Source organism: Streptomyces sp. NPDC088794 (assembly GCF_044750545.1).
In the GTDB taxonomy this organism is placed as follows: Bacteria; Actinomycetota; Actinomycetes; order Streptomycetales; family Streptomycetaceae; genus Streptomyces.
The window spans coordinates 79474-102598 of sequence record NZ_JBIVKB010000018.1 but is presented as its reverse complement, the minus strand read 5'-3'; the positions used below and the strand labels follow the sequence as shown (position 1 = coordinate 102598).

The following is a 23125-nucleotide window of genomic DNA, read 5'->3' as shown; positions in this document are numbered from 1 at the left end:
TGAGGCAGCGGGCGCACGAGACGTGGCTCACCGGGTCGACCGGCCTCAACGGGCCTACCTGGTGAGCCACTTCACTTCGTAGGCCTGCATCGCGAACTGCTTCCCGTCCACCTTCGCGCTGATCGACCGGTTCAGGGTGTTGACCACCAGGACCGCCTTGTCGGTGGCCAGGACACGGACGTTGGGCACGTCGTCGGCGGCCACGGAGACGGGGTCGTACGTCGTCCCGGGCCCGAACTCCTGGTTGAAGCGGGCGATCAGGTCGAACATGGGCAGCTTCTTGCCGCCGGCCGCGCCGTCGGTCGGTGTCCACAGACAGCCGGGGCAGTCGGTGCCCTTCTCGTCCTCGGGGTTCCAGTAGAAGCCGGAGGAGGCACCGCCCTTGACCATGGCGATCATTCCGGCGGCCTGGACGGCGACGCGGCGGTTCTCGGACCAGCCTCTGCGTTCGTCCTTGCCGTCGGCGGGTTCGACGTAGTACTCGGCCCACCACAACGGCAGCTTGTCGCCGGTCTGTTGGCGCACCCACTTGCCGACGGCCGTGAACTTGTCGGTGGCCGCGAACTCGTTGGGCAGCAGCTCGTCGTCGTTGGTGTAGCTGGAGCCGTCGACGACGACGAAGTCGGCGCCCGCCTTGTGCTTGTTCCAGTAGTCGAAGGCGTCCAGGACCCGCTGGTCCATGGCGCCCCAGGGCCCCTTGAACGTCGAGGAGGCCTCGCTCGCGCGCGGGTCCACGCTGTCCATCACCAGGTAGGGCCCGCCCACCATGATGTCCTTGTCGACCTTCTTCAGCGCCTTGTAGACCAGGTTGTAGAGCTTGGTGTAGCCCTCGTAGTCCCAGCGGCCCTGGGAGTCGTTCCAGAAGCCCTTGAACTCGTTCCAGACGACGAAGTGACGGACGTCCGGGTAGCGCTTGGCGACGGTCGCGGCGAGCGCGGCGAAGTCGGCGAAGTGCGCGGGCTGCGGGGCGGTCTCCAGCGCGGCCTGGCTCCAATTGGTGTTGTTCACACCGGCCTTGCCGCCCTTCATCCAGTCCGGCGAGCAGCACAGGGTGACCACCGGGGTGCCGCCGGACTTGCGGATGAAGTCGATGCGGCGGTCCATCGCGCCGAAGTCGTAACGCCCCTTCACCGGCTCGGGGTTGTCCGCGCCCCAGCCCATGATCGCCTGGTCCTGCGGCATACCGCCGGCGTCGGAGATCAGCCCCTCGACCTGTTCGGTGGCGGCGGAGCTGCCCTCGTCGGCACTGAACTGGGTGTGCGTGAAACCCCAGCCGACCTCAGGTCGGTCCTGGTCGGGCGGGGTCGCCGGAGTGCCGTGCACGGTGTCGCCGTTGCGCGAGGTGCCGGCCGTGCTCGCGCCGCCGTCCAGCAGGGTGTTGATCAGCGTCACGATGAGGGCCAGTGCGGCCACGCCCACGCCCAGCAGCGCGGTGAGCCGCCACCGCCCTGCCCCCGAAGTCCACCCATGACGTCCCATTGAGGGCAACAGTAACCAAGGGCGTCCTCGATCGGGCAGGTGTTGTGGCTGCACAGCTCTGTAACAGGACGGAAGGGATACGGGGGAGATACCGCGCGGACACCCCGGGGACACAACACGGACACAACCGGACCAAGCGGCCTTCGCCGACACACCCGACGCACTGCGGAAAGCGGGTGCACCGGACGCCCCGGTGTCGGATCATGGACGCCATGTCTGCCAACCCACACGACGCTCTGCCGATCCGGCTCAACGTAGACGACAGCGACTCACCGTCCGACGTCGTCGACGCGCTGTTCCTCGGCCGCTTCGCGACGGGCGAGCAGCCGTACTCGCACGCGGCCAACATCGACCGTGTACGCACGGGTGCCACGCTGCTGCCGGCCGGCGCCCGGGTGCTGCGCGTCGCCCGCGACGACGACCGCAGCGCGACGCTGGCGGAGGGCGACGGCTGGACCCTGCTCGTCTCCCGCTGGAACCGGGGCGCCGACGTCACGGTCACCGCGACCACCGCCGACCTGGCCGAGAAGGTCCTCGACCAGGCCACGGACGGCGCGGCGGACGAGCCCGAACCCCAGCCGGAGAACGTGACGATGGGCTTCTGGTACGTCTCCCCCAGGCGCGGCCCGCACCGCACCACCCGGCAGATCTCCGCCGGCACCTGGGACGAGGTGCGGGACAACTACACGGCGCCGGTGGCGGACGCGATGGACCACCTGATGAAGACGACCCCGGAGGACATCGCGGGCCGGCTCCTGCTCCTGCACGGCCCGCCCGGCACCGGCAAGACCTCCGCCCTGCGCACCCTCGCCCGGTCCTGGCGGGACTGGTGCCAGGTGGACTGCGTCCTCGACCCCGAGCGCCTTTTCTCCGACGTCGGCTATCTGATGGACATCGCGATCGGCGAGGAGGACGGCACGGGCAAGGGCCGCTGGCGCCTGCTCCTCCTGGAGGACTGCGACGAACTGATCCGCGGCGAGGCGAAGCACACGGCGGGCCAGGCGTTGTCGCGGTTGCTGAACCTGACGGACGGCCTCCTCGGCCAGGGCCGCAACGTCCTGGTCGGCGTGACGACCAACGAGGACCTGGAGCGCCTCCACCCGGCCGTCGTCCGCCCCGGCCGCTGCCTCGCCCGCATCGAGGTCGGCCCCTTGACCCGCGGCGAGGCGGTCACCTGGCTCGGCACGGAGGAGGGCGTGGGCAGAGAGGGCGCGACCCTGGCGGAGCTGTACGCCCTGCGCCGCGGGACGTCTCCGACGGCGGTGCCGGAACCCCGGGAGGGCGCGGACGCGGGTCTGTACCTGTAGGAGCTCGGAGCTGGGGCCATCGGCCGACCTCCAGCTCACTCCGCCAACTTTTTTCCGCCGCCACGGCGATCAGCCACAGCGCCGCGTCTCGGCGGTGCCGAACTCACCTCAACTCGCCCCGTAAGCCGCCCGCAGGGCATCCCGCACGGCGGCCAACGCATCCCCCTCGGCCAGCCCAAGACGCCGAACCCGATCGACGTAAGCCTGAGCAGCCGACGCCGCCTCCCGCTCAGCGGCCGAGCCGGCGGCAGCCACGAACGTTCCGTTGCGCCCCCGCGTCTCGATCACCCCGTCCGTCTCCAGCGCCCGGTACGCCTTGGCCACCGTGTTCGCCGCGAGCCCGAGCGACTCGGCAAGACCCCGCACGGTCGGCAGCCGGTACCCCACCGGCAGCACCCCCGCCCGCGCCTGTTCGGAGATCTGCGACCGCACCTGCTCGTAGGGCGCGGCACTGTCGTCGATGTGGATCTTCAAGGTCACGCAGCGATTGTCCCGCACCCACCCGAAAATAGGAGGCATCGGGTCGCCTCCGGCCCGTAGCGTTCGCCGTCATGACTGTGACCGTGCGCGACCTCCGCACCGACGTGCCGGCCGAGGTGGCGGAGTTCTCCGACATCCGCCACCGGGCACTCCCGCACATCCTGTGGACCCCGGAGGCCATCCTCCACAACCTGACCCACACGCCCCCGGCCGCCCGCAACCGCTCCCTCGTCGCGGAGCAGGACGGCGAGTTGATCGGCACGGCGCAGGTGGGCCTCGCCCACGAGAGCCCGGAGCCGGGCCAGGGGTATCTCAACATCTACGTCCACCCGGACCGCACCCGTCGCGGCGCCGGCGCGCTCCTGGTCCGCGCCGCCGAGGAGCACCTGGCCGCGAACGGGGCGACGAAGCTGTACGCCTGGGTCGTCGACGCGCCGGCCGACCGCGCGTTCGCCGAGCGCCGCGGCTACCGTGCCAGCCGCTCGGCCCAGTTCCTCCGTCTCGACCTGGTGAACGGCACCCTGCCGCCCCGCCAGGACCTCCCCGCCGGCGTCGAACTGCGTACCGGTGCCGACTACGCGGACGACCCGCGCCCGGTGTTCCGGCTGGACGCGGAGACGATGGCCGACGAACCGAGCGACGTGGACGTCGCGTTCACGGACTACGAGGCCTGGCTCGCGGAGACCTGGCGGCACCCGCAGTTCAGCCCCGAACTGACCTCGGTCGTCCTGGTCGACGGCCGCCCCGCCGCCTTCACCCTGGCCCGCACCGACGGCGGCACCCGCTACGGCACCGCGATGACCGGCACCTCCCGCGACTTCCGCGGCCGCGGCCTGGCCAAGCTCGCCAAGAACGACTCCCTGCACCGCGCCCGCGCCGCCGGGTACACGGAGGCCCTCACGGGCAACGACACCGGCAACGAGCCGATGCTCGCGGTCAACAAGTGGTTCGGATACGAGGTCTGTGGGACGGAGGTGCGGTATGTCCGCGAACTCGGCTGACCCGGCACGGTGGTTGGACGTCGTGCTCGTCAAGGCGGGCCGCACGAAGATCCGTTACGCCGCCGAGCTGCTCGGCGACGACGGCAACCGGATCGCCGTACGCGCCCCCTGGGCCGGCGAGGGCGTGCGCGACTTCGGCTTCGTCCGGTTCGAGAAGGGCGATGTCTTCACCGAGTACTACTGGCGCGACCGCTGGTACGCGGTGAAGGAGGTCCGTGATTCCTCGGGTGCGGTGAAGGGCTGGTACTGCGACATCACCCGCCCCGCCGTGCTCTCCGGCGCCGAACTCGTCGTCGAGGACCTCGACCTGGACCTGTGGCGCTCCGCCGACGGCAGGGACGTACGCCGTCTGGACGAGGACGAGTTCGCGGAGAGCGGTCTCACGGAGTCGGATCCCGAGGCCGCTGCCGCCGCCGTGGCCGCGCTGGACGAACTGGAACGCGTCGCCGTCGAGGGCGACTTCGAAGCGCTGCTGGTCTGAAGCCGCTCGCCGGGTGTGACCGCTCCGGCGTCTCACACCACGGCCACCACCACGTACCGCTCGTCCGCCACGTTCCTCCCCCACAGCTGCGCGTCCTGCGACAGCCGCTCCACCCGGACCTGTCCGGCGAGCGGTGCCACCAGGCCCTCGAGCCGGTCGGCGGGTATGCCGACCGGGCCGACCGTGCCCCACACGCCCTCGACGAGCACGAGCCGGCCGCCCGGGCGCAGCAGCCCCCGCCAGTGCCGCAGGGCCCGGCCGGGGTCGGGCAGCGTCCACAGCACGTGCCGGACGAGCACGGTGTCGTAGAGCTGCTCGCCCACCGGGGGTGCCGCCGCGTCACCGAGGAGGAACACCGCGTCACGTCCGGCGAGCTTCGCTCTGGCGAGGTCGACCATGGCCGGGGACGCGTCCACGCCGGTGACGCGGTGTCCCTGCTCAGCCGCGAGGAGCGACAGACTGCCGGTGCCGCAGCCGAGGTCGAGGACGTCGGAGGAGCGCGGGGGCAGCCAGTCGCGCAGCCGCTCGGCCCAGGCCGCGCGCACCACGGGGTCGCGCAGCCCGTGGTCGGGCTCCTGGTCGAAGCCCGCGGCCTCGGCGTCCCAGTCCACGGGGAAACCCTCGTCGTTCGTCATGCGCCCAAGAGTGACACCCGCCACTGACAACCGAATCGTGACAGCCGCCACTGACAGACCGGGAGCGATGAGTCACCCTCCCGGGAAAGGTCTACCAACGTGAGAACACGGGAAATCGGTAGGCATCGAAGGAGGCAGCCATGCGCCGGACGACTGTGCAGAAGCCCCTGAAGAAGACAGACGCCCGCAGGGTGCGCGAAGAGGCCGACGAGCGTCCGGCCGGGCGCCCCGAGGTCCGAAAGGACATCGCGCGCACATGGTGGCCCGACGGCTGACCGGGCAGGTCAGTCCAGGCGGTCCAGGCGCTTGCGGTAGTGGACGCGGTCGTAGATCCCGTCCGTGCGCCGTTCCACGACCTCGTATCCGTAGCGCGGATAGATCTTCTGGTTCTCCCACATCATCGCGTTGGTGTAGAGCCTGACCTCGGCCAGACCGAGTTCACGCGCGCGTGCGTCCACGAAGCGCAGGAGCCGTCGCCCCACGCCCGTTCCGTGCGCGTCGGGGTGGACGGCGATGCTGTCGAGGAACAGATGGTCGTCGTACGCCTCCAGCACGACCAGGCCGACGACGGGTTCCCCCGTCACGAACACCTTCCCCGCGTCCACGTTCGCCGCGTGGTCCGCTTCCATGGGCTGCGGCGCGCGTCCGATGCGCTCGATGTAGGGCCGGTAGGCGGCATCGGTCACGGCCCGCACGGCCGCCTCGTCGGCGGCGACGGCCCGCCGGATCTCATCGCTTCCCATGCCGCGCACGGTACCTACCTGATCTCAGTCTGAGCACTCCCTTAACGCCGCCATAAGGATCTCCTCCCCCCGCCTCCAGCAGGCGATTCAACGGTCTCTTGGGGCTAGCTTGCTGATCGCCCCCCACGGGATCCCGCCCACCGGATCGTCACGGAGTCCGTGGGCGGGATCCACCCCCAAGTCGTGGACCGTTCCGAGGAGTTCGCCATGCCCGCACGCCGCCGCAAGGTCGCCACGCTCGCCGTCCTCGGCGCGACTCCGCTGGCGCTGACTGCCCTGGCCACCGCCCCGGCGTCCGCGCACGGTTCGATGGGCGACCCGGTCAGCCGGGTGGCGCAGTGCTACGCGGAGGGTCCCGAGAGCCCGAAGTCGGCCGCGTGCAAGGCGGCGGTCGCGGCGGGTGGCACGCAGGCGCTCTACGACTGGAACGGCATCCGGATCGGCGACGCGAACGGCCGGCACCAGGCGCTGATCCCGGACGGCAAGCTGTGCAGCGCGAACAACGAGGAGTTCAAGGGCCTCGACCTGGCCCGCGCCGACTGGCCGGCGACGAGCGTGCGCAGTGGCTCGTACACCTTCAAGTACCGCGTGACCGCGCCGCACAAGGGCACGTTCAAGGTGTATCTCACCAAGGCCGGCTACGACCCGGCGCGGCCGCTGGCCTGGGGCGACCTGGACCTGGCGCACCCGGTCGCGACGGCCACCGACCCGGTCGCGGCGGGCGGCTTCTACACCTTCTCCGGCACCCTCCCCCAGCGCTCGGGCAAGCAGCTCCTGTACGCGGTCTGGCAGCGCTCGGACAGCCCGGAGGCGTTCTACTCCTGCTCGGACGTGACGTTCGGCGGCAGCGACACCGGGAGCGGCGGCGGTACGCCGACCAGCGCGTCGCCCGCCCAGCCCGCCCCGCCCGCTCCGACCGCCTCCTCCCCCTCCGACGAGCAGATCGCGGACGGTGCCGACAAGTCGACGGTCGAGCACCACGGGCACGGCGACGACGACCCGAGCACCTCGGCGCAGCCGACCCAGGAGGCGACGGAGGACGGCGCGAACGACGCGAACGACGCGAACGGGAATGTGGCGCCGGCCGCGGCCAACGAGCCGAAAACGGCGGGCAGTTCGGAGTCGTCGAACCTCGCCGAGACCGGGAGCGACGACAACACCCCCTATCTCGCCATGGGCGGCGCCGCGGCCCTGGCACTCGGCTCGGCGACCCTCTTCGCCACGATCCGCCGCCGGGCGACCGGCGGCGGACGGCACGGCCGCTCGTAGCGGTCGTACGGGTGCGGGGTCTGTCCGGCGGCTCAGGTCGGACAGACCCCGCGCGTGCCTCAGCCGAGGACCGCGGAGGCGCAGGTGGTGGCGGCGGCGTGGGCCGGGTCGAGCGCGTTGGTGACCTCGTGGAAGGCGATCCGGTCGGTCAGCCCGAGCAGGGCGTGCTCGGAGAGGTCGAGCGCGCACAGGTTCTGGATCAGGACGTTGTGGACGTCGGATCCGCTGAGGAACTGGCTCTGGTACGGCGTCACCACCTCGTCGTACTTGGTGGCGATGACGGTGTAGTGGACGCCGGGGACGGTGTCGCCGCCGGCGTTCAGCTTGGTCAGGAAGGCGGAGCCGACGATCTGGTCGGCCAGCGCGGGCGTGGCCGTGGAGATCAGGTCCTGGGCGCCGGGGAAGTACGGCAGCAGGTTGGTCAGGCCGTCCAGGTCGGTGCCGTGGTTGTCGGGGGCGATGCCGACGAGGGCGTTCACCTTGGCGGCGCCGCCGAGGAACTTGAGGTAGTAGCGGGGCATCATGCCGCCTTGCGAGTGACCGACGAGGTCGGCCTTGGCCTTGCCGGTGGCGGCGAGCACCTTGTCGACGAAGGTCGCGAGCTGCTCGGCCGACTTGTCGATGGGGCCGAGGCCGTATACGAGGGGGACGCCCGGCAGTTGGCCGTAGTCGAAGGAGAAGACGCAGTAGCCGCGGTTCTCCAGGTACGGCGCGAGGGCCAGCCAGTTGTCGACGGAGTTGGCGAAGGTGCCGTGGACCAGGACGACGGGGCGCGGATGGGTGCTGGAGGGCTTGCAGGAGTAGTCGTTCCAGCCGCTGTGGGGAGCGGCGGATTCGTCGGCGGCCTGGGCGGCGGTAGCGGTGGGGACGACGGCGACCACGGCTGTCAGCAGCAGCGGGGCGAGTGGTCTGAGCAGTCGTTTCCAGGGCAGCATCGTGTGATCTCCTTGCGGCTCAAGGGATGTGCGACGGCCTTACGCCCTGTGATCCGGATCACAAAGAATGCTGTTCACTAGTCAAGTTACGAGCGAGTAGTACAACTGTGAAGTTACGCGTCAGTAAAAACTTCCAGTGATAACTGACTCCGCAGTAGCTCCTGCCGAACCGTCACCAGGCGGGCCTGAGGGGACCATAGGGCGCAATACGCCCCAATCGGTCACGCAACGCGCGCACTTCACCCTCACCGAGCAGCTCGCTCCACTCGCGCACCACCTCGGCGGCCGCCTCCTCCGCCGCCCGGGTGCACGCCCACCCGCGCTCGGTCAGCACGATCAGCCGGGCCCGCGCGTCATCGGGATGGGCACGCCGCTCGGCGTACCCCTTCCGCACGATGTCGTCGACCAGTTGACTCGCCGCCTGCTTGGTCACCCCGAGGTGCACGGCGAGTTCGGTGACCGTGGCGCCGTCCGGGGCGAGTCGGGCGAACGCGAAGCCGTGCGCGGGCCGCACCCCCTCGAACCCACGCGCCACGACGCCTTCGTTGATGCGCTGTGTGAGCTCACCCGCGGCGGCGAGCAGGGCGGCGGACAGGGCCATGGCCTCGGAGTTGTGCATGGGCGCATTGAAACACCCTTGACGGATCGGTCAAGCAGCTTGACTATGAGGACCGGACATATAGTCAAGCAGCTTGACCATCTGGAGGCAGATCCATGCCCGTCATCCGTTCGTCCGAGGCCGTGACGCACGAAATGCACGGCGCCCGCTTCGTCTCGTACGCCACTCCGCTCAGCGGCAGCAAAGAACTGTGCGCCTGGCGCGGTGAGATCCCGCCGGGCACGCAGGCGCCCGCGCACACCGTCAACCGGGAGGAGATCCTGCACCTGCTCGACGGCGAACTGCTGGTCACCCTCGACGACCGCACCACCCGCGTCACCGTCGGCGACACCCTGATCATCAACCCCGGCGCGACCCTCGCCGTCGAGAACCCGGGCGACCGGACCGCGGTCACCTGGGTCACGACCTCCATCGGTCTGGAGGCCGAACTGGCCGACGGGACGCGGATCGCTCCGCCGTGGGCGCGCTGAGGCCGATGGCGAGAACTGTCAGGGACCCTCAGTACGCGTGGTGGACCTGCCAGAACGCCCAGGCGTCGCAGGGGCTGCCGTAGGTGACGTTCATGTAGTTCAGGCCCCACTTGATCTGGGTGGCCGGGTTGGTCCGCCAGTCGGCGCCGACGGAGGACATCTTGTCGCCGGGCAGGGCCTGGACGAGACCGTAGGCGCCGGAGGAGGGGTTGACCGCGAGGTAGTTCCAGGTGGACTCGTGGTCCACGATGTTGCTGAAGCACTGGAACTGGCCGCTGCCCACGATCTGCGCGGCCATCGCCTTGACCTGCGCCACGGTGTAGGAGGGCTGGAGCGAGAAGGTGGCGTCGGGATCGCCGGCCGCGGCCTTGGCCTCCGCCGCCTTGTCGGCCGCGTCCTTCTTGGCCTTCGCGGTCTTGGCCGCCGCCACTCGGGCGGTCTGCTCGGCGTCCTTCCTGGCGCTCGCGTCCGCCTGGACGGCCACGGCGTTCGCCTGCTGCGTCAGGGACGCGGTCTGCACCTGCGCCTGCCGGCCCGCGGGCAGGTCCGCGAGGAGGGTGACATCGGTGGCCGTCGCCTCCGCGTCGTTGTTCTGCGCGCTGCTGCCCGAGGCAACACCGACGACGCTTCCCACAGCGGTGACCGCGGTGGCCGAGACCACGGCGAATCCCCGGACCGATATCCGGTTCACTCGCTTCTCTTCCTCTTCTGCACTTCGTACGGGCCACCGTGCACGTCGGCCGACGGAGGCATCTCGCCAGTCGAGTAGGACAGTTGGAACACTCTTGCGTGCCGAACCGGCCGGCGCAATCCCGGACGGGGTGCGGATATTCACACCCGTACCATGTGCCAGGACGATCGCGCCCTCCGAAAGCGAGACCTCGCATGGCGGTACCCCCCGCATCCGGCGAGACCGGCGGCTCCGGCGGGGCACCCGCGCCCAGACCGCGGCGCGACCGCGAGCTGAACCGCCGCAAGCTCCTGACCGCCGCACGCGAGGTGTTCCGCGAGCACGGCCTGAAGGCCACCCTGGACGACGTCGCCCGCCATGCCGGGCTCGGCGTGGCGACGGCGTATCGCCACTTCCCCAACAAGCAGGCCCTGATCGACGAGTTGGTCGACGACATGTTCGCGCGCGTCGAGGAGGCCACCCGGGAGGGCGCCGAGGACGCCGACACCTGGCGCGGGCTGACGGTCAGCCTGGAGCGCGTGGCCGAACTGCAGGCGCTGGACCGCGGCCTGCGCGAGGTCGTGCTGCACAGCGACCGTGCGGTGCCGGCGGGGCTGCGGCACCAGCGGCGGATCAGGCACAACGTCGATCTCGTGGTCGCGCGGGCCAAGGAGCAGGGTGTGCTGCGTGCGGACGCGGAGCCCTGGGACCTGGTGGTGATCCAGCAGATGCTGGCCGCGGTGACCGAGCGCAGCGGCCAGCCGGATCTGTGGCGGCGCTATCTGAGGCTGCTGCTGGACGGACTGCGCGCCGGTCCCGAGCGCACGCAGCCGCTGCCCGGCGCGGACTACGGCAAACGGTTCGACGTACGGGGACCGGACTTGATCGACCCTCCTGAGCCGGGAACGGACGTCCCGGGCGCACCGCGCGCCTGAGGAAAGCCTCCTCGCTCCCGGATCTCCTGTACGGCTCTGGCCGTACCGCTCCCCCGTCGTACGGCAGACGTCGTACAGGTCATTGACGGTGCCCGGGGGATGTGCCGTTGGTCCGCGGACGACACCTTTGGCACGTCGGCGGACCGCACCGAAATGTCTCGGCCGGTTCGCGCGCAATGAGATGTGACCCGGAGGTCAGACCATGCAACGCCTGTTCGTCGGCATCGCCGCCGCCTCACTTCTGCTCGCGGCCACGGCCTGTGGATCGTCCGGGGACTCCGGCGGCTCCGCGTCGGAGAGCGGGGGAACCACCAAGGTCAAGGTCGGGGTCATCCCGATCGTCGACGTGGCCCCCATCTATCTCGGCCAGAAGCAGGGGATCTACAAGAAATACGGTCTCGATGTCTCGATGACCACGGCGCAGGGCGGCTCGGCCATCGTGCCGGGCGTGGTCAGCGGCCAGTTCCAGTTCGGCTTCAGCAACTCGACCTCGCTGATGGTCGCGCAGAGCAACGGCATCGAGGTGAAGGCGGTCTCCAACGGTGTGGCGACCACCGGTGTGGACGGCAAGGACTACGGCGCGCTGGTCGTCAAGAAGGGCAGTTCGCTCAAGTCCGCGAAGGACCTCGAGGGCAAGACGGTCGCCGTCAACACGCTGAAGAACATCCTCGACACCTCGGTCCGCGAGTCCGTGCGCAAGGCCGGCGGCGACCCGTCGAAGGTGAAGTTCGTGGAGCTGGCCTTCGACCAGATGCCCGCCGCCCTGGAGAAGGGCCAGGTGGACGCCGCGATGGCGGTCGAGCCCGCGCTGACGACCATCCTGAACGCGGGAGGCGTGGAGATCGCGTCACCGTATGTGGACGTGGCCAAGGATCTGACGGTCGCCATGTACTTCACCTCGCAGACGTACGCGACGAAGAACCCCGATGTGGTGAAGAAGTTCCAGCAGGCCACCACCGAGGCGCTGACCTACGCGAACAGCCACCCCGACGAGGTCCGCGACATCGTCGCCACCTACACGCAGATCCCGTCCTCCGTCCTGGCGAAGGTGACGCTGCCGAAGTGGCCGGCGGACATCAGCCGGTCCTCGGTGGAGACCCTGGAGAAGCTCGGCGAGCAGGACGGGCTGTTCAAGACCGCCCCGGACCTGGACGAGCTGCTGCCGTGAGGAATCAGAACATCGCACTCGGAGCGGCGGGGCTCGTGACCTTCCTCGCCCTCGGCGAGGCCGTGCCGCGCCTTGGTCTGATCAGCGCGGACTACTTCCCGCCGTCGAGCAGGATCGCCGGCGCGCTGGGTGACGAACTCGGCGACGGCGCCTTCTGGTCGGCCCTCGGCGACACCCTGACCGGCTGGATGATCGGCCTGGGCATCGCCGCGGGCGCGGCCGTCCTGTGCGGGCTGCTCATCACGGTCGTACCGTTCCTGCGCCAGGCGACGGCGTCGACGATCGAGTTCCTCCGCCCCATCCCGTCCGTGGCCCTGATCCCGCTGGCGGTGCTGCTCTACGGCAGTGAGCTGCGCTCGGTGCTCCTGCTGGTGGTGTACGCGTCGTTCTGGCAGGTGCTCATCCAGGTGCTGTACGGCGTCCAGGACGTGGACCCCGTCGCGGAGGAGACGGCACGGTCGTACGGTCTCGGGACCTGGGCGCGCATCCGGCACGTGATGTGGCCGACGGCCCTGCCCTACGTCATGACGGGCATCCGGCTCGCCGCCGCGGTCGCCCTGGTGCTCGCCATCACGGCCGAACTGGTCATCGGCGCACCTGGACTCGGCTCGCTGATCGCGGTCGCCCAGGCATCCCAGGCCGTCCCCGAGATGTACGCGCTGGTCACGGTGACCGGGGTCCTGGGGCTCCTGATCAACCTGGGGGCCCGGACGGTGGAGCGGCGGGCGCTGGCGTGGCACCAGTCCGTACGCGGGGAGGTCGTGCTGTGAGGACGCTGACACGGCAGGTGCTGTTCGCGGTCGGCCTGCCCGCGGTACTGCTGGGGCTGTGGTGGGTCGCGTCGGACGGGAGCACCGACCCGTTCTGGCCGCCGCTGCGCACGATCTTCCGGAACTTCCCCTCGGTGTGGACCGGTGAACGCCTGCGCACGGACCTGGTGCCCAGCGTGCTGCGCCTGGCCGACGGGTACGCGCTCGCGGGTGTCGTGGGCATCGGCCTGGGCACCCTCATCGGCTCCCACCGCGGGGTGCGGGCCTTCTGCGAGCCCGTGCTGGAGTTTCTGCGGGCGGTGCCGCCCCCGGTGCTGGTGCCGGTGATCATGCTGTTCGCGGGCATCGGCGACACGATGAAGATCGTGGTGATCGCGAGCGGCTGCGTCTGGCCGGTCCTGCTCAACACGGTCGAGGGCGTGCGCGCGGTCGACTCGGTGATGCTGGAGACGGCGCGTTCGTATCAGATCCGCGGTGCGGGGCGGCTGCGCCACCTGGTGCTGCCCTCGGCGAGTCCGCAGATCGTCGCCGGTCTGCGCCAGGCCCTCTCCGTCGGCATCATCCTGATGGTCATCAGCGAGATGTTCGCGGCGAACAACGGCATCGGCTTCACCGTCGTCCAGTTCCAACGCAGCTTCGCCATCCCCGACATGTGGACCGGAATCCTGCTCCTGGGCCTGCTCGGCTTCCTGCTCTCCGTTGCCTTCCAGTTCGCCGAGCGGCGAGTGCTCGGCTGGTACCACGGCCTGCGCGCCTCCACCCGGCGGTCGTGAATGAACATGGCGAAAGGGCGAACCATGCTCGACGTACGCGGTCTCGGGAAGACCTACCAGGGGTCCGGCCGGCGGGTGGAGGCGGTCCGCGACCTCACCTTCACGGTGAAGGCCGGTGAACTCGTCTGTCTGGTGGGCCCGTCGGGCTGCGGCAAGACGACCCTGCTGAAGTGCATGGGCGGACTGCTCAATCCGTCCACGGGACAGGTGCTCCTCGACGACGTACCGGTGACCGGCCCGCCGCCCGGCATGGCGATCGTCTTCCAGGAGTACGGGCGCAGCCTCTTCCCCTGGATGAGGGTCGCCGCCAACGTCGAACTCCCCCTGAAGGAGAAGGGGTTGCCGAAGGCGAAACGCCGGGAGCTGGTCACCGACGCCCTGCGGTCGGTGGGGCTGCCGGACGCCGCCGACGCCTATCCCTGGCAGTTGTCCGGCGGGATGCAGCAACGGGTGGCGATCGCCCGGGCGTTGGCCTACGAGCCTCAAGTCCTGCTGATGGACGAGCCGTTCGCGGCGGTCGACGCGCAGACCCGCGCCGACCTGGAGGACCTGGTGCGGGCGCTGTGGCAGGAGCGCGGGATCACCGTCCTGTTCGTCACCCACGACATCGACGAGGCGGTCTACCTCGGCGAGCGGGTGATCGTCCTCTCCGCCTCACCGACCGTCGTACAGGACGAACTGCACATCGACCTGCCCGACGAACGGGATCAACTGCACACCCGGGTCGCGCCTCGCTTCACCGAACTGCGGACTCATGTCTACGAGCAGATCCAGGCGGCGAAGCGGGCGGCGCGGGCGGACGCGTCCGCTTCGTCGGTCGCGCCGGACCCCGACGGGCGTCCGGCCGACTGAGCCGGGGCGAGGGCCCTCCCGGATCGCGACGACCTTAACGGAGACGCAATCTCCGTTTTGCCGTAGGGTGGCGGCATGAAGGACGCCGTGATCCGGGTCGTCATCGCCGACGACCAAGCTCTGTTGCGGGGCGGATTCCGCATTCTGATCGACTCGACCGACGATCTGGAGGTGGTCGGAGAGGCCGAGACCGGCCGCGAGGCCATCGAGATCGTCCGCCGCACCATGCCGGATGTCGTCCTGATGGACATCCGCATGCCGGAGCTGGACGGTCTCGCGGCCACGCGGGAGATCGCCTCGGATCCCGAGCTGGACGGCGTCCGCATCGTGATCCTCACCACCTACGAGGTGGACGAGTACGTCCTTCAGGCCCTGCGGGCCGGGGCGTGCGGCTTCCTGGGGAAGGGCATGCGTCCCGCGGAGCTGCCGGAGGCCATCCGGATCGCGGCGCGCGGCGAGGCCCTGCTGTCGCCCAAGGCCACCCAGGCCCTGGTCGCGAGATACCTCTCGCTGCCCGACGGACCGCCGACGGCCCTCTCCGGCGAACTGGCCGAACTCACCGACCGGGAGCGGGAGATCGTGGCGCTGGCGGCCGAGGGAATGTCCAATCAGGCGATCGCCGAGTACCTGGTCATCTCCCGTCAGACCGTCCGCACCCATGTGCACCGGGCCATGGCCAAACTCGGGGCCCGGGACCGGGCGCAGCTCGTGGTGGTCGCCTACCGGACAGGGTTCGTCCGCCCGGCCGCCGCCGGACGCTAGCCGGGACCGGCGTTCAGGGCTTCGCGGGAGGTGCGGGGAGTGCGGGAAGGAACGCGTCCACGCTGAACTCCTCGCGGCCCTCGACGATGTCGAGGCGGCCACCGACGGACGCGGCCCGCTCACGCAGCCCCAACAGGCCACGGCCTGTGCCCCATGCGGAATGCCGCTGGTCCTCGGTGCGGGTCACCGGGTTGACCACCGAGACCCGGAGCCGGTGCGCGGCGAAGGACAGCCGGACCGTCGCGGTCCGGGGCGTGGCGTACTTGATCGCGTTCGTCAGCGACTCCTGGATGATGCGGTAGCCGGCCATGCTGACGGCCGGACTCAGACCGAAGGTCCTGTCGCCGCGCTGTACGTCGACCGCCAGACCGGCGGCACGGAAGCCGTCGAGGAGATCGTCGAGGCGGTCCAGGGTGGGCATGGGCTCCGGCAACGGCGTCTCGCCGTCGGGCTGCCGCAGGACGGTGAGCATGGTGCCGAGTTCCGCGAGCGTGCTGCCGCTCGCCGTGATGACGTGTTCGATGGCCGCCTCTGCCGCCTCGGGCTCCCGGCGCAGCAGGTGGGCGGCGGCTCCGGCCTGGAAGTTGATCACCGTGATGCTGTGCGCGACGATGTCGTGCAGGTCCCGGGCCAGCCGCAGCCGCTCCTCGACCACCCGCCGTGACGCCTCCGCCTCCCGGGTCCGCTCGGCGCGCAGGGCGCGGTCCTTGATGGCCTGGATGTAGGCGCGGCGGTTCCTGGTGGCGTCACCGACGGCGATGGCCGCACCGAGCCACGCGATCAGCATGAGGTTGGCCGGATCGAAGACGTGCACCCCGGTCACGATCAGAGTGAAGATCTGGATCATGGTTCCGGCGATCGCGCCGGTGATCAGGGCACGGGTGCGCGGGGCGGACACGGCCTCGGAATACAGGGCCACCAGACAGCACACGATTCTCGGGCCCGGTTCCATCATCCACAGCAGGGCGACGAGGTAGCCGACGGTCGTCCCCGCGAGCGTGGCCGCCGGCATACTCCGCCGCACCACCAGCGGCGCCGCCGCCGACAACAGCGTGAACAAAATGGCGGGCGCCGCCGAGACACCCTCCCTAAAGAATGCCGGGACAATGAGGACGGCCCATACAAGGGCGAGCAAACCGTCGACGAGAAACGGATTGCCGAGCATCCGGCCACGTATTCCGTCCAGCACACTCACCATCCCCGGACTCCGGCGGGTCTTTTCTCGCGACAGTCGCGCACAGCCCACGCCGTTCACGGTACGCGCCTCGACGGGCCCGGACACCCGTGACGACCCTTCCCGTACATGAACTCACCTGCGCCTTCACGGATTACGGAAGGCCGGCTCGTTGGCCGGCCCTACGTCGACCCCCGTATACCGCGAGGCGCGATACGGCAGGCACCGTACGCGCGAGAGACGGTATTCAGGGGACGCGGAACCAGTTTCCAGAAGGCAGTTTGAATCCGTCACCTTCCCCCACGCGACGGTTTTCTCAGGAAATGCACAGTACCAGGTCACACAAACCCGCACCCCGACAAGGATGTTGATGTGAAGCGCCGAATATTCCTTTCCGGCATGGCAGCCACCGCAGCGGGAGCGACCGCCGCCCTGTACTACGGCGGAGCACAGGGCGCGGTGGCTTCGACCGGGGGCACTCTGAAGTTCCCCAAGGACGCGTACACCACCCGGACCAAGACGATCACGACGGCCGACGGCGCCGAGAAGAGCGTCACGTACCGGTTCTGGGAGAACATCGTCTACGTCGCCCATCCCGTGGACCCGACCTACCAGTGCCTCAACGTCCAGCAGCCGGTCGAGATCGACGGGCGGGCCGTCGACGCCTCCCACGCCCCGATCTTCTTCTCCATCCCGCTCGGCGGTTTCCTCTCCGGCACGCCCGCCGGCCGCACCAACCCCGGCGGCGGCACCAGCCCGTCCCCGAGCGACAGCGCCTCGGCCTCGGCCGACCCCAGCGCCACCCCGACCGCGTCGCCCACGACCAGGCCGCCGCTGCCGCCCGGGGCGGGCGACCAGGGCGACAACTCGGCACTGGCCCTCGCGGCCGGCTACGTCGTGGTCATCTCGGGCGCGCGCGGACGGGAGAACGTCAAGGACGGCAAGTACTACGGCAAGGCTCCCGCCGCCCTCGTGGACCTGAAGGCGGCCCTGCGGTACGTCCACCGGAACAAGGGCGTGCTGCCCGGCAACCCCGACAGGATCATCACCAACGGCGGCAGTGCCGGCGGCAACTTCTCGTCGATGATGGGCGCCTCGGTGGGCAGCCCGCTGTTCGACTCCTACCTGCGGGAGATCGGCGCGGCCGAGGCGAGCGACGCGGTGTTCGCCTCCGCCGTCTTCTGCCCGATCATCGACCTCGGCAACGCCGACAAGGCCTACGAGTGGATGTACGGCTCGGCCAAGCTGAACGGCGAGCTGGTCGACCAGACGGCCTCGAAGCAACTGACCGCGCAGTTCGCGGAGTACCAGGCCTCGCTGGGCCTGCGCGGCGTGGGCCGGTTCGGCCGGGTGACGGCCGCCAACTACGACCGGTACCTGCTGGAGAACTACGTGCAGCCGGCCGCGACCAGCCATCTGCGGGCGCTCTCCGAGGCCGACCGGACGGCCTATCTGACCGCCAACCCGTTCATCAAGTGGTCGGGCGGCAAGGCGACCTTCGCCTGGGACGGCTACATCGCGCACATCGCGCGGTCCCGTCCGGTGCCCGCCTTCGACGACAAGGCCATGGCGCAGCCGGAGCCGGGCTACTTCGGCGACGAGACCCACGTCTCACGGCACTTCACCACCTTCGGCCTGCGGTACGCGACCGGTGACAGGACCGCCACGGTGGACCGCGACATCCCGCACAAGGTGAAGCTGGCCAACCCGATGACCTACCTGGAGGAGCGCAACCCGCGCCGGGCGAGGCACTGGTGGCTGCGGATCGGCACCAGCGACACCACGCACTCCCTGACCGCGATCACCAACCTCGCCCTCAAGACCCAGAACCTCGGGGACGACGTCAACCTCAAGATGTACTGGGACGGCGGCCACGGCGCCAACGAGGACCCGGGCGACCTGATCAAGTGGATGGGCGAGATCACCGGCTACTCGATCGGGTAGCACCGCGGCGAAACCGGGCCGTACGCCCACGAGTTGACGGTCCGTCCGGTTCCGGGCACGGACGGTCAGTTCGCCAGGGCGGCCGGGCGTACGGCCCCTGGCCCGAAGCGGCGACGGGCACGGTCGGCGGCGGCTTCGACTGCGCGGGCACGGACATCACCAGGGTCCAGGGAAAGCTGCCAGTAGGCGTCGCCGGCCGGCAGCAGGCCGTCGGCGCGGATCGTGAAGGCGCGGACCCTCGCTCGTTGCAGCCCGAGGGAAGTCAAGAGCCCCAGGGCCGTGGCGGTGAGGGCGGGTGAGTGGTCGGTGGGTTCCGGCAGGGCTCTGGTGCGGGTGGTCGAGGTGCGGTCGGCGTAGCGGACCGTGAGGGTGAGTCGGCCGGTGATCTGCCGTTCTGTGCGCAGGCGTTGGCCGATCTGTTCGGCAAGTCCCAGGACCGCTCGGTGGTGTTGGGCCGGGTCGAGGCAGTCCCGGCTCAGCACGAGGTCGGCGGTCAGGTGCGCCGCCGGTTCCGCGGGGACGATCGGGCGGGGGTCGTGGCCGCGGGCCCGCTCGGCCAGCAACCGGGCCTGGCCTGCACCGAGAAGGCGTTGCAGGGTCGCCGCGGGCAGATCGGTGATCTGACCGATGGTGTGCAGGCCGTACCGGTGCAGGGTGTCCGCCATGGCGCGACCGATGCCGGGCAGGGCGGTGACCGGTCGGGGGTGCAGCCAGTCGGTCGTCTTCTCGGTGGGCACGTCGGTGGTGTCCCCGGGTGCGGTCGCGTCGGCCGCCATCGCCGCCAGCATGCGGTTGCCCGCGAGGCCGGCGCTGCTGTCGATGTCGTAGAGAGCCTTCAGTCTCATCTTCACCGTCTGGACCGCGTCGTAGGCAGACATGTCGAAGTACCGGAGCGCCGAAGTCAGGTCCACCTGAAGGGCGTTGGGCGGGACGGCCTGGACGTGAGGCGTGAATCCGGACACCAGTTCGATTACATCGCCGTACTGGTCCTCGGTCAGTGCGGTGTGCAGGTGGAAGTGGGCGATGTGCCGCTGCCGCGTGATCGCCGCCCCACTCATCCCGCGCTCCCCGGGCTACGGTGACCGAACTTCTTCAGGTCGGCGGAGCGGGTGCCGGCGGGCTGGAGGTCGGCGTACGGATGCAGCCGGGCGCCCGCGGTGCCGTCCGTCAGGGTGCGCTGCGGCTGGGCGGGGGTCGGGTGCGGGCGGCTCTCGCCGAGGAGGGCGAGGGCGGCCTCGGGCCCGTTGTCCCGGCGGGTGTTGGCGATCTCGTCGAGGTCCCAGGCCATGGAACCGACGACGGTACGACGGGTACCGCGCACCTGGACCGTGCCCCGCACCAGCAACAACCCGCTGTGGAACACGGTGTACGCGCACGCCGGATGGGAGTCCTCGAAGAACGCGAGGTCGACCAGACCCGAGCCGTCCTCCAACGTCACGAAGATGATCCGCTTGCCGCTCGCGATCGGCGGAGTCTGCGTCGAGGCCCGCACGCCGGCGACCAACACCTGCTGCCCCGCACGCAGTCCGGCCAGATGCGCCGCGTCCGTCGCGCCGATCTCCCGCAGCAACCGGTGGTGATGCTCCATCAGATGCCTGGAGACATCGATGCCGAGCGTGTCCAACTCGGCGCTCAGCGCCTCGCGTCCGGTCATCTCCGGCAGCCCGCTCGGCTCCGCTCCCCCGACAGCGCCCGTGTCTATGAGCAGTTGACCCGACCCCGCAGTCCGGTTGCGGGACTGCCGGTGCAACTCGGCGATCTGCAGCAGGAGATCACGCCGGGTGAGACGACCGTCGTGCAGACAGGTCAACGCACCGATCCCCGCGAGACGTTCGGCGGTCGGTCTGCTGGGGCGGGCCCGCTGCCAGAAGTCCGACAGTGACCCGTACGGCTGCCCCTCCTCGATCCGCGCGCACTCCTCCTCGCCGATGCCGTGCACCCCGGACAGCGCGAGCCGCACGCCCCACTCCTCCCGCTCGGTCATCTCCACGACGTGCTTCACCTTCGAACGGTTGATGTCGACGGGCAGAACCTGCACCCCGCGCCGCCGGGCGTCGGAGACCAGGACCCGCTTGGGCCACATCCCGGGATCGTGTTCGAGCAACCCCGCCAGCAGGAACGCCGGATGGTGCGCCTTGAGCCAGGCGCTCTGCAGGGCCGGTACGGCGAACGCGACCGCGTGGGCCCGGCAGAAGCCGTACGCCCCGAAGGCCTCCACGGTCTTCCAGACCTCGTCCCGGACGGCCCCGCTGTAGCCACGCGCGCGTGCCTTCTGATGGAACCACTCCTTGATCCTGGGCAGTTGGTCCTTGTCGCCGAGCGCTCGTCGGGTGAGCTCCCCGAAGGCCCGGTCGCAGCCGGTCAGCACCCGCAGCGTCTCGATGATCTGCTCGTGCCAGATGGTCACGCCGTAGGTGTCGGCGAGCACGGGTTCGAGATCGGGATGGGCGTAGTCGGGGGTGCCGCCGTGGCGGGCGGCGATGTACCGCTCGGGCATGCCGCCGGCGACCGGGCCGGGGCGGAAGAGGCTGATGTCGGCGATGACGTCCTGCACGTCACGGGGCTGGAGCCGGGAGAGCAGGTCCTGCTGGCCCGGTGACTCCAGCTGGAACAGGCCCAGCGTCTGGCTCTCCTGGATGAGCTGGAACGCGAACACGTCGTCGAGGGGCACCTGTTGGGGGTTGTCGAGGTCGATGCGGTCGCCGGTGGCCCGTTCGATCTCGGTGACGGCGTGGGCCATCGCGGACTGCATCCGTACGCCCAGGACGTCGAGTTTGATGTTGCCCAACGCCTCGATCTCCTCCTTCGCGGCCATCGCCATCGGGTAGTCGCCCTGCGGGGTGGGCTGTACGGGGAGCCGGTCCAGGAGGGTCGCGTCGCTGATGACGACTCCGCAGGGGTGCATGGCCATGCCGTGAACGAGGGCGTCGAGGCCCTCGGCCAGTTCCCACAGAGGCCCGTACCGGCCCATCTCGCCTGCCAGTTGGCGTAGTTCGGGCAGTTCGGCGAGCGCGTTCGTGATGTCGGAGGCGCGCAGGTGCGGGAAGCTCTTGGCGATCCGGTCGACGTCGGCCGGGGCGATGCCCAGCGCGAGGCCGGTGTCGCGCAGCGCCCTGCGGGCCCGGTAGGTCTCGGGCATCGCGGTGACCGCCACCCGCTCCTTCCCGAACCGTTCGAAGATCGTGTCGTAGCACTCCAGGCGGCGGGCGGACTCCACGTCGATGTCGATGTCGGGCAGCGATTCGCGGCGCCTGCTCAGGAAGCGTTCGAACAGCAGGCTGTGGTCGAGCGGGTTGGCGGTGGCGATGTCCAGCGCGTGACAGACCAGCGAACCGGCGCCGGAGCCGCGGGCGGCGACCCGGATGCCCTTGGCCCGGATGTCGGCGACGACCTGGGCGACGGCGAGGAAGTACGGGTCGTAGTTCCAGTGGGAGATGACGTCGAGTTCCTCCTCCAGCCGGGCGCGTGCCGCCGGGTCGCGGTCGAGGCCCCGTCGGGCCAGGCCCTCTTCACACCGCAGCCGCAGCAGCCCGGCCGCACCGCCCGCCACCGGCGCGGCGCCCGCCCTCGGGCCGACCCCGACCCCGGTCCCCGCCCCGACCCCGGCCCCGAACAGCGACGGTTCCGGGAAGTGCCGCCTGCCGAGGCCCAGGTCCGCGGGGTCCACCACACACGCCTCCGCCGTGTCCGCGGTGTCCGCCATCAGCCGACGGGCCCGCCGTACGTCCGCTCCGGCGCACTCGGCGATCATCCGGGCCACGACCGTCATCTCCCTCTCGTCCTTGAGCCAGCGCTGTCCGCTGTCCAGCCGGCGCCGGTCGATCGGCCGCAGCAGCCGGGCCGCGTCCAGGACGTCGGCGAGGCGGTGCTGGTCGGGATCGGCGTAACGGACGGCGTTGGAGAGCACGGCGGTCGTCCCGGTGCGGTCGGCCAGGGCGAGGGTGCGGCCGGCCAGACGCAGGGAGCCCGGACCTGTGCCGAAACGTTTCTGCGCGACAACCTCCAGTCGGACCTCCCTCCCGAAGACCTCCTTCCAGGGCGCCAGCAGCTTCATCGCGACGTCCTCCCGACCCACCGACAGCGCCCGCACCGGCTCCGAGAGCGGCCCGAGCAGGACGGTCAGTCCGGGGCCGCCGTACTCGCGCAGCGCCTCCCACGGCACCACCACCGGTGCCGCGCCGGACGCGGTGCCGACATGGGCGGCCGACGTGATGCGGCACAGCCGCGCCCAGCCCTCCCGGTTCTGCGCGAGCAGCACGAAGCGGAGCGGCGGCTCCACGACATGCGCGCCGCCGTGTGCCGGAGTGCGGCGGCGTTGGACGGGCGGCGGGGGCGCCAGGGCCTCGACCGCGAGGTCGATGCCGAAGAGCGGCCGGATCTTCTCCTTCGCGCAGGCCTGCGCGAACCGGACGGCTCCGGTGACCGTGTCCCGGTCGGTGAGCGCGAGGGTGCCCATGCCGCGACTGGCCGCCCACTGGGCGAGCTGCTCGGGGTGGGAGGCGCCGTAGCGGGCGGAGTAACCGGACGCGACGTGCACGTGGGCGAAGCCCGCCATGCCGCACCTCCATCACTCCGCCCCTTTTCAGCCATACGCACGATATCTTCGTCGCACGTCCGTTCGATTACTCTAGCCCCATCAGCACCGGTCAGCGACCTCA

23 protein-coding genes are annotated in these 23125 nt (G+C 70.3%); 13 read left to right on the top strand and 10 right to left on the bottom strand.

The window, feature by feature from the left end; genetic code table 11:
* Positions 1-54: 54 nt before the first annotated feature.
* Entirely contained in the window at positions 55-1479 is a 1425-nt protein-coding gene (locus ACIP6U_RS39395) for a xylan 1,4-beta-xylosidase (RefSeq protein ID WP_401727538.1), read from the bottom strand.
* Between the two features lie 212 nt (positions 1480-1691).
* Here ACIP6U_RS39395 and ACIP6U_RS39390 point away from each other — a divergent pair, with 212 nt between their 5' ends.
* Positions 1692-2786 (top strand): DUF5925 domain-containing protein, encoded by a 1095-nt coding sequence (locus tag ACIP6U_RS39390; protein ID WP_401727537.1) that lies wholly within the window; start codon positions 1692-1694, stop codon positions 2784-2786.
* Between the two features lie 108 nt (positions 2787-2894).
* Here the strand turns inward: ACIP6U_RS39390 and ACIP6U_RS39385 are convergent, their stop codons facing one another.
* Complete coding sequence (locus ACIP6U_RS39385) at positions 2895-3266, bottom strand: GntR family transcriptional regulator (RefSeq protein WP_401727536.1); 372 nt, start codon at positions 3264-3266, stop codon at positions 2895-2897.
* A gap of 71 nt (positions 3267-3337) precedes the next feature.
* Between ACIP6U_RS39385 and ACIP6U_RS39380 the strand changes: the two genes are divergently transcribed.
* Positions 3338-4267, top strand: coding sequence for a GNAT family N-acetyltransferase (locus tag ACIP6U_RS39380; protein ID WP_401727535.1), 930 nt, complete (start codon positions 3338-3340; stop codon positions 4265-4267).
* On the top strand, positions 4248-4748 hold the full coding sequence (locus ACIP6U_RS39375; RefSeq protein WP_401727534.1) for a DUF402 domain-containing protein: 501 nt from the start codon (positions 4248-4250) through the stop codon (positions 4746-4748). Before ACIP6U_RS39380 ends, ACIP6U_RS39375 begins: the two co-directional genes overlap by 20 nt.
* A gap of 32 nt (positions 4749-4780) precedes the next feature.
* Here the strand turns inward: ACIP6U_RS39375 and ACIP6U_RS39370 are convergent, their stop codons facing one another.
* Positions 4781-5383, bottom strand: a complete 603-nt coding sequence (locus ACIP6U_RS39370; protein WP_401727533.1) for a class I SAM-dependent methyltransferase — start codon at positions 5381-5383, stop codon at positions 4781-4783.
* 140 nt (positions 5384-5523) lie between these two features.
* Here ACIP6U_RS39370 and ACIP6U_RS39365 point away from each other — a divergent pair, with 140 nt between their 5' ends.
* Positions 5524-5658, top strand: a complete 135-nt coding sequence (locus ACIP6U_RS39365; RefSeq protein WP_401727532.1) for a hypothetical protein — start codon at positions 5524-5526, stop codon at positions 5656-5658.
* Positions 5659-5667: 9 nt separating this feature from the next.
* Here ACIP6U_RS39365 and ACIP6U_RS39360 read toward each other — a convergent pair whose 3' ends face one another.
* Positions 5668-6126, bottom strand: coding sequence for a GNAT family N-acetyltransferase (locus tag ACIP6U_RS39360; RefSeq protein ID WP_401727531.1), 459 nt, complete (start codon positions 6124-6126; stop codon positions 5668-5670).
* 207 nt (positions 6127-6333) lie between these two features.
* On the opposite strand from ACIP6U_RS39360, the gene ACIP6U_RS39355 reads away from it, so the two are divergent.
* Positions 6334-7395, top strand: a complete 1062-nt coding sequence (locus ACIP6U_RS39355) for a lytic polysaccharide monooxygenase (protein WP_401727530.1) — start codon at positions 6334-6336, stop codon at positions 7393-7395.
* Positions 7396-7454: 59 nt separating this feature from the next.
* On the opposite strand, the gene ACIP6U_RS39350 is transcribed toward ACIP6U_RS39355, so the two are convergent.
* Positions 7455-8330 (bottom strand): esterase/lipase family protein, encoded by an 876-nt coding sequence (locus ACIP6U_RS39350; protein ID WP_401727529.1) that lies wholly within the window; start codon positions 8328-8330, stop codon positions 7455-7457.
* A gap of 172 nt (positions 8331-8502) precedes the next feature.
* A complete protein-coding gene (locus ACIP6U_RS39345; RefSeq protein WP_401727528.1) occupies positions 8503-8949 on the bottom strand; it encodes a MarR family winged helix-turn-helix transcriptional regulator in 447 nt (148 codons plus the stop codon).
* A 95-nt stretch (positions 8950-9044) separates the two neighbouring features.
* On the opposite strand from ACIP6U_RS39345, the gene ACIP6U_RS39340 reads away from it, so the two are divergent.
* A complete protein-coding gene (locus ACIP6U_RS39340) occupies positions 9045-9419 on the top strand; it encodes a cupin domain-containing protein (protein WP_401727526.1) in 375 nt (124 codons plus the stop codon).
* 28 nt (positions 9420-9447) lie between these two features.
* Here ACIP6U_RS39340 and ACIP6U_RS39335 read toward each other — a convergent pair whose 3' ends face one another.
* On the bottom strand, positions 9448-10110 hold the full coding sequence (locus ACIP6U_RS39335; RefSeq protein ID WP_401727525.1) for a transglycosylase SLT domain-containing protein: 663 nt from the start codon (positions 10108-10110) through the stop codon (positions 9448-9450).
* 194 nt (positions 10111-10304) lie between these two features.
* On the opposite strand from ACIP6U_RS39335, the gene ACIP6U_RS39330 reads away from it, so the two are divergent.
* The 6 genes from ACIP6U_RS39330 to ACIP6U_RS39305 all read left to right on the top strand — a co-directional run bounded on the left by ACIP6U_RS39330 (position 10305) and on the right by ACIP6U_RS39305 (position 15349).
* Positions 10305-11024 (top strand): TetR/AcrR family transcriptional regulator, encoded by a 720-nt coding sequence (locus tag ACIP6U_RS39330; protein ID WP_401727524.1) that lies wholly within the window; start codon positions 10305-10307, stop codon positions 11022-11024.
* 202 nt (positions 11025-11226) lie between these two features.
* Positions 11227-12192 (top strand): ABC transporter substrate-binding protein, encoded by a 966-nt coding sequence (locus ACIP6U_RS39325; protein ID WP_401727522.1) that lies wholly within the window; start codon positions 11227-11229, stop codon positions 12190-12192.
* Positions 12189-12962: an ABC transporter permease gene (locus ACIP6U_RS39320; protein ID WP_401727521.1), complete on the top strand. Its 774-nt coding sequence runs from the start codon at positions 12189-12191 to the stop codon at positions 12960-12962. The genes ACIP6U_RS39325 and ACIP6U_RS39320 overlap by 4 nt, the downstream gene beginning before the upstream one ends.
* Positions 12959-13735, top strand: a complete 777-nt coding sequence (locus tag ACIP6U_RS39315) for an ABC transporter permease (protein WP_401727520.1) — start codon at positions 12959-12961, stop codon at positions 13733-13735. Before ACIP6U_RS39320 ends, ACIP6U_RS39315 begins: the two co-directional genes overlap by 4 nt.
* Positions 13736-13759: 24 nt before the next feature.
* Positions 13760-14587, top strand: coding sequence for an ABC transporter ATP-binding protein (locus ACIP6U_RS39310; protein ID WP_401727519.1), 828 nt, complete (start codon positions 13760-13762; stop codon positions 14585-14587).
* 75 nt (positions 14588-14662) lie between these two features.
* A complete protein-coding gene (locus ACIP6U_RS39305; RefSeq protein WP_401727518.1) occupies positions 14663-15349 on the top strand; it encodes a response regulator in 687 nt (228 codons plus the stop codon).
* Between the two features lie 13 nt (positions 15350-15362).
* Here ACIP6U_RS39305 and ACIP6U_RS39300 read toward each other — a convergent pair whose 3' ends face one another.
* On the bottom strand, positions 15363-16547 hold the full coding sequence (locus tag ACIP6U_RS39300; RefSeq protein ID WP_401727517.1) for a sensor histidine kinase: 1185 nt from the start codon (positions 16545-16547) through the stop codon (positions 15363-15365).
* A 375-nt stretch (positions 16548-16922) separates the two neighbouring features.
* Between ACIP6U_RS39300 and ACIP6U_RS39295 the strand changes: the two genes are divergently transcribed.
* Positions 16923-18467: a subtype B tannase gene (locus tag ACIP6U_RS39295; protein ID WP_401727516.1), complete on the top strand. Its 1545-nt coding sequence runs from the start codon at positions 16923-16925 to the stop codon at positions 18465-18467.
* Between the two features lie 65 nt (positions 18468-18532).
* On the opposite strand, the gene ACIP6U_RS39290 is transcribed toward ACIP6U_RS39295, so the two are convergent.
* Both ACIP6U_RS39290 and ACIP6U_RS39285 read right to left on the bottom strand, forming a co-directional pair.
* The gene (locus ACIP6U_RS39290) at positions 18533-19525 is read right to left on the bottom strand and encodes a DNA polymerase thumb domain-containing protein (RefSeq protein ID WP_401727515.1); all 993 of its coding nucleotides are present in this window, start codon (positions 19523-19525) and stop codon (positions 18533-18535) included.
* The gene (locus tag ACIP6U_RS39285; RefSeq protein WP_401727514.1) at positions 19522-23022 is read right to left on the bottom strand and encodes a DNA polymerase III subunit alpha; all 3501 of its coding nucleotides are present in this window, start codon (positions 23020-23022) and stop codon (positions 19522-19524) included. Before ACIP6U_RS39285 ends, ACIP6U_RS39290 begins: the two co-directional genes overlap by 4 nt.
* Between the last annotated feature and the right edge of the window lie 103 nt (positions 23023-23125).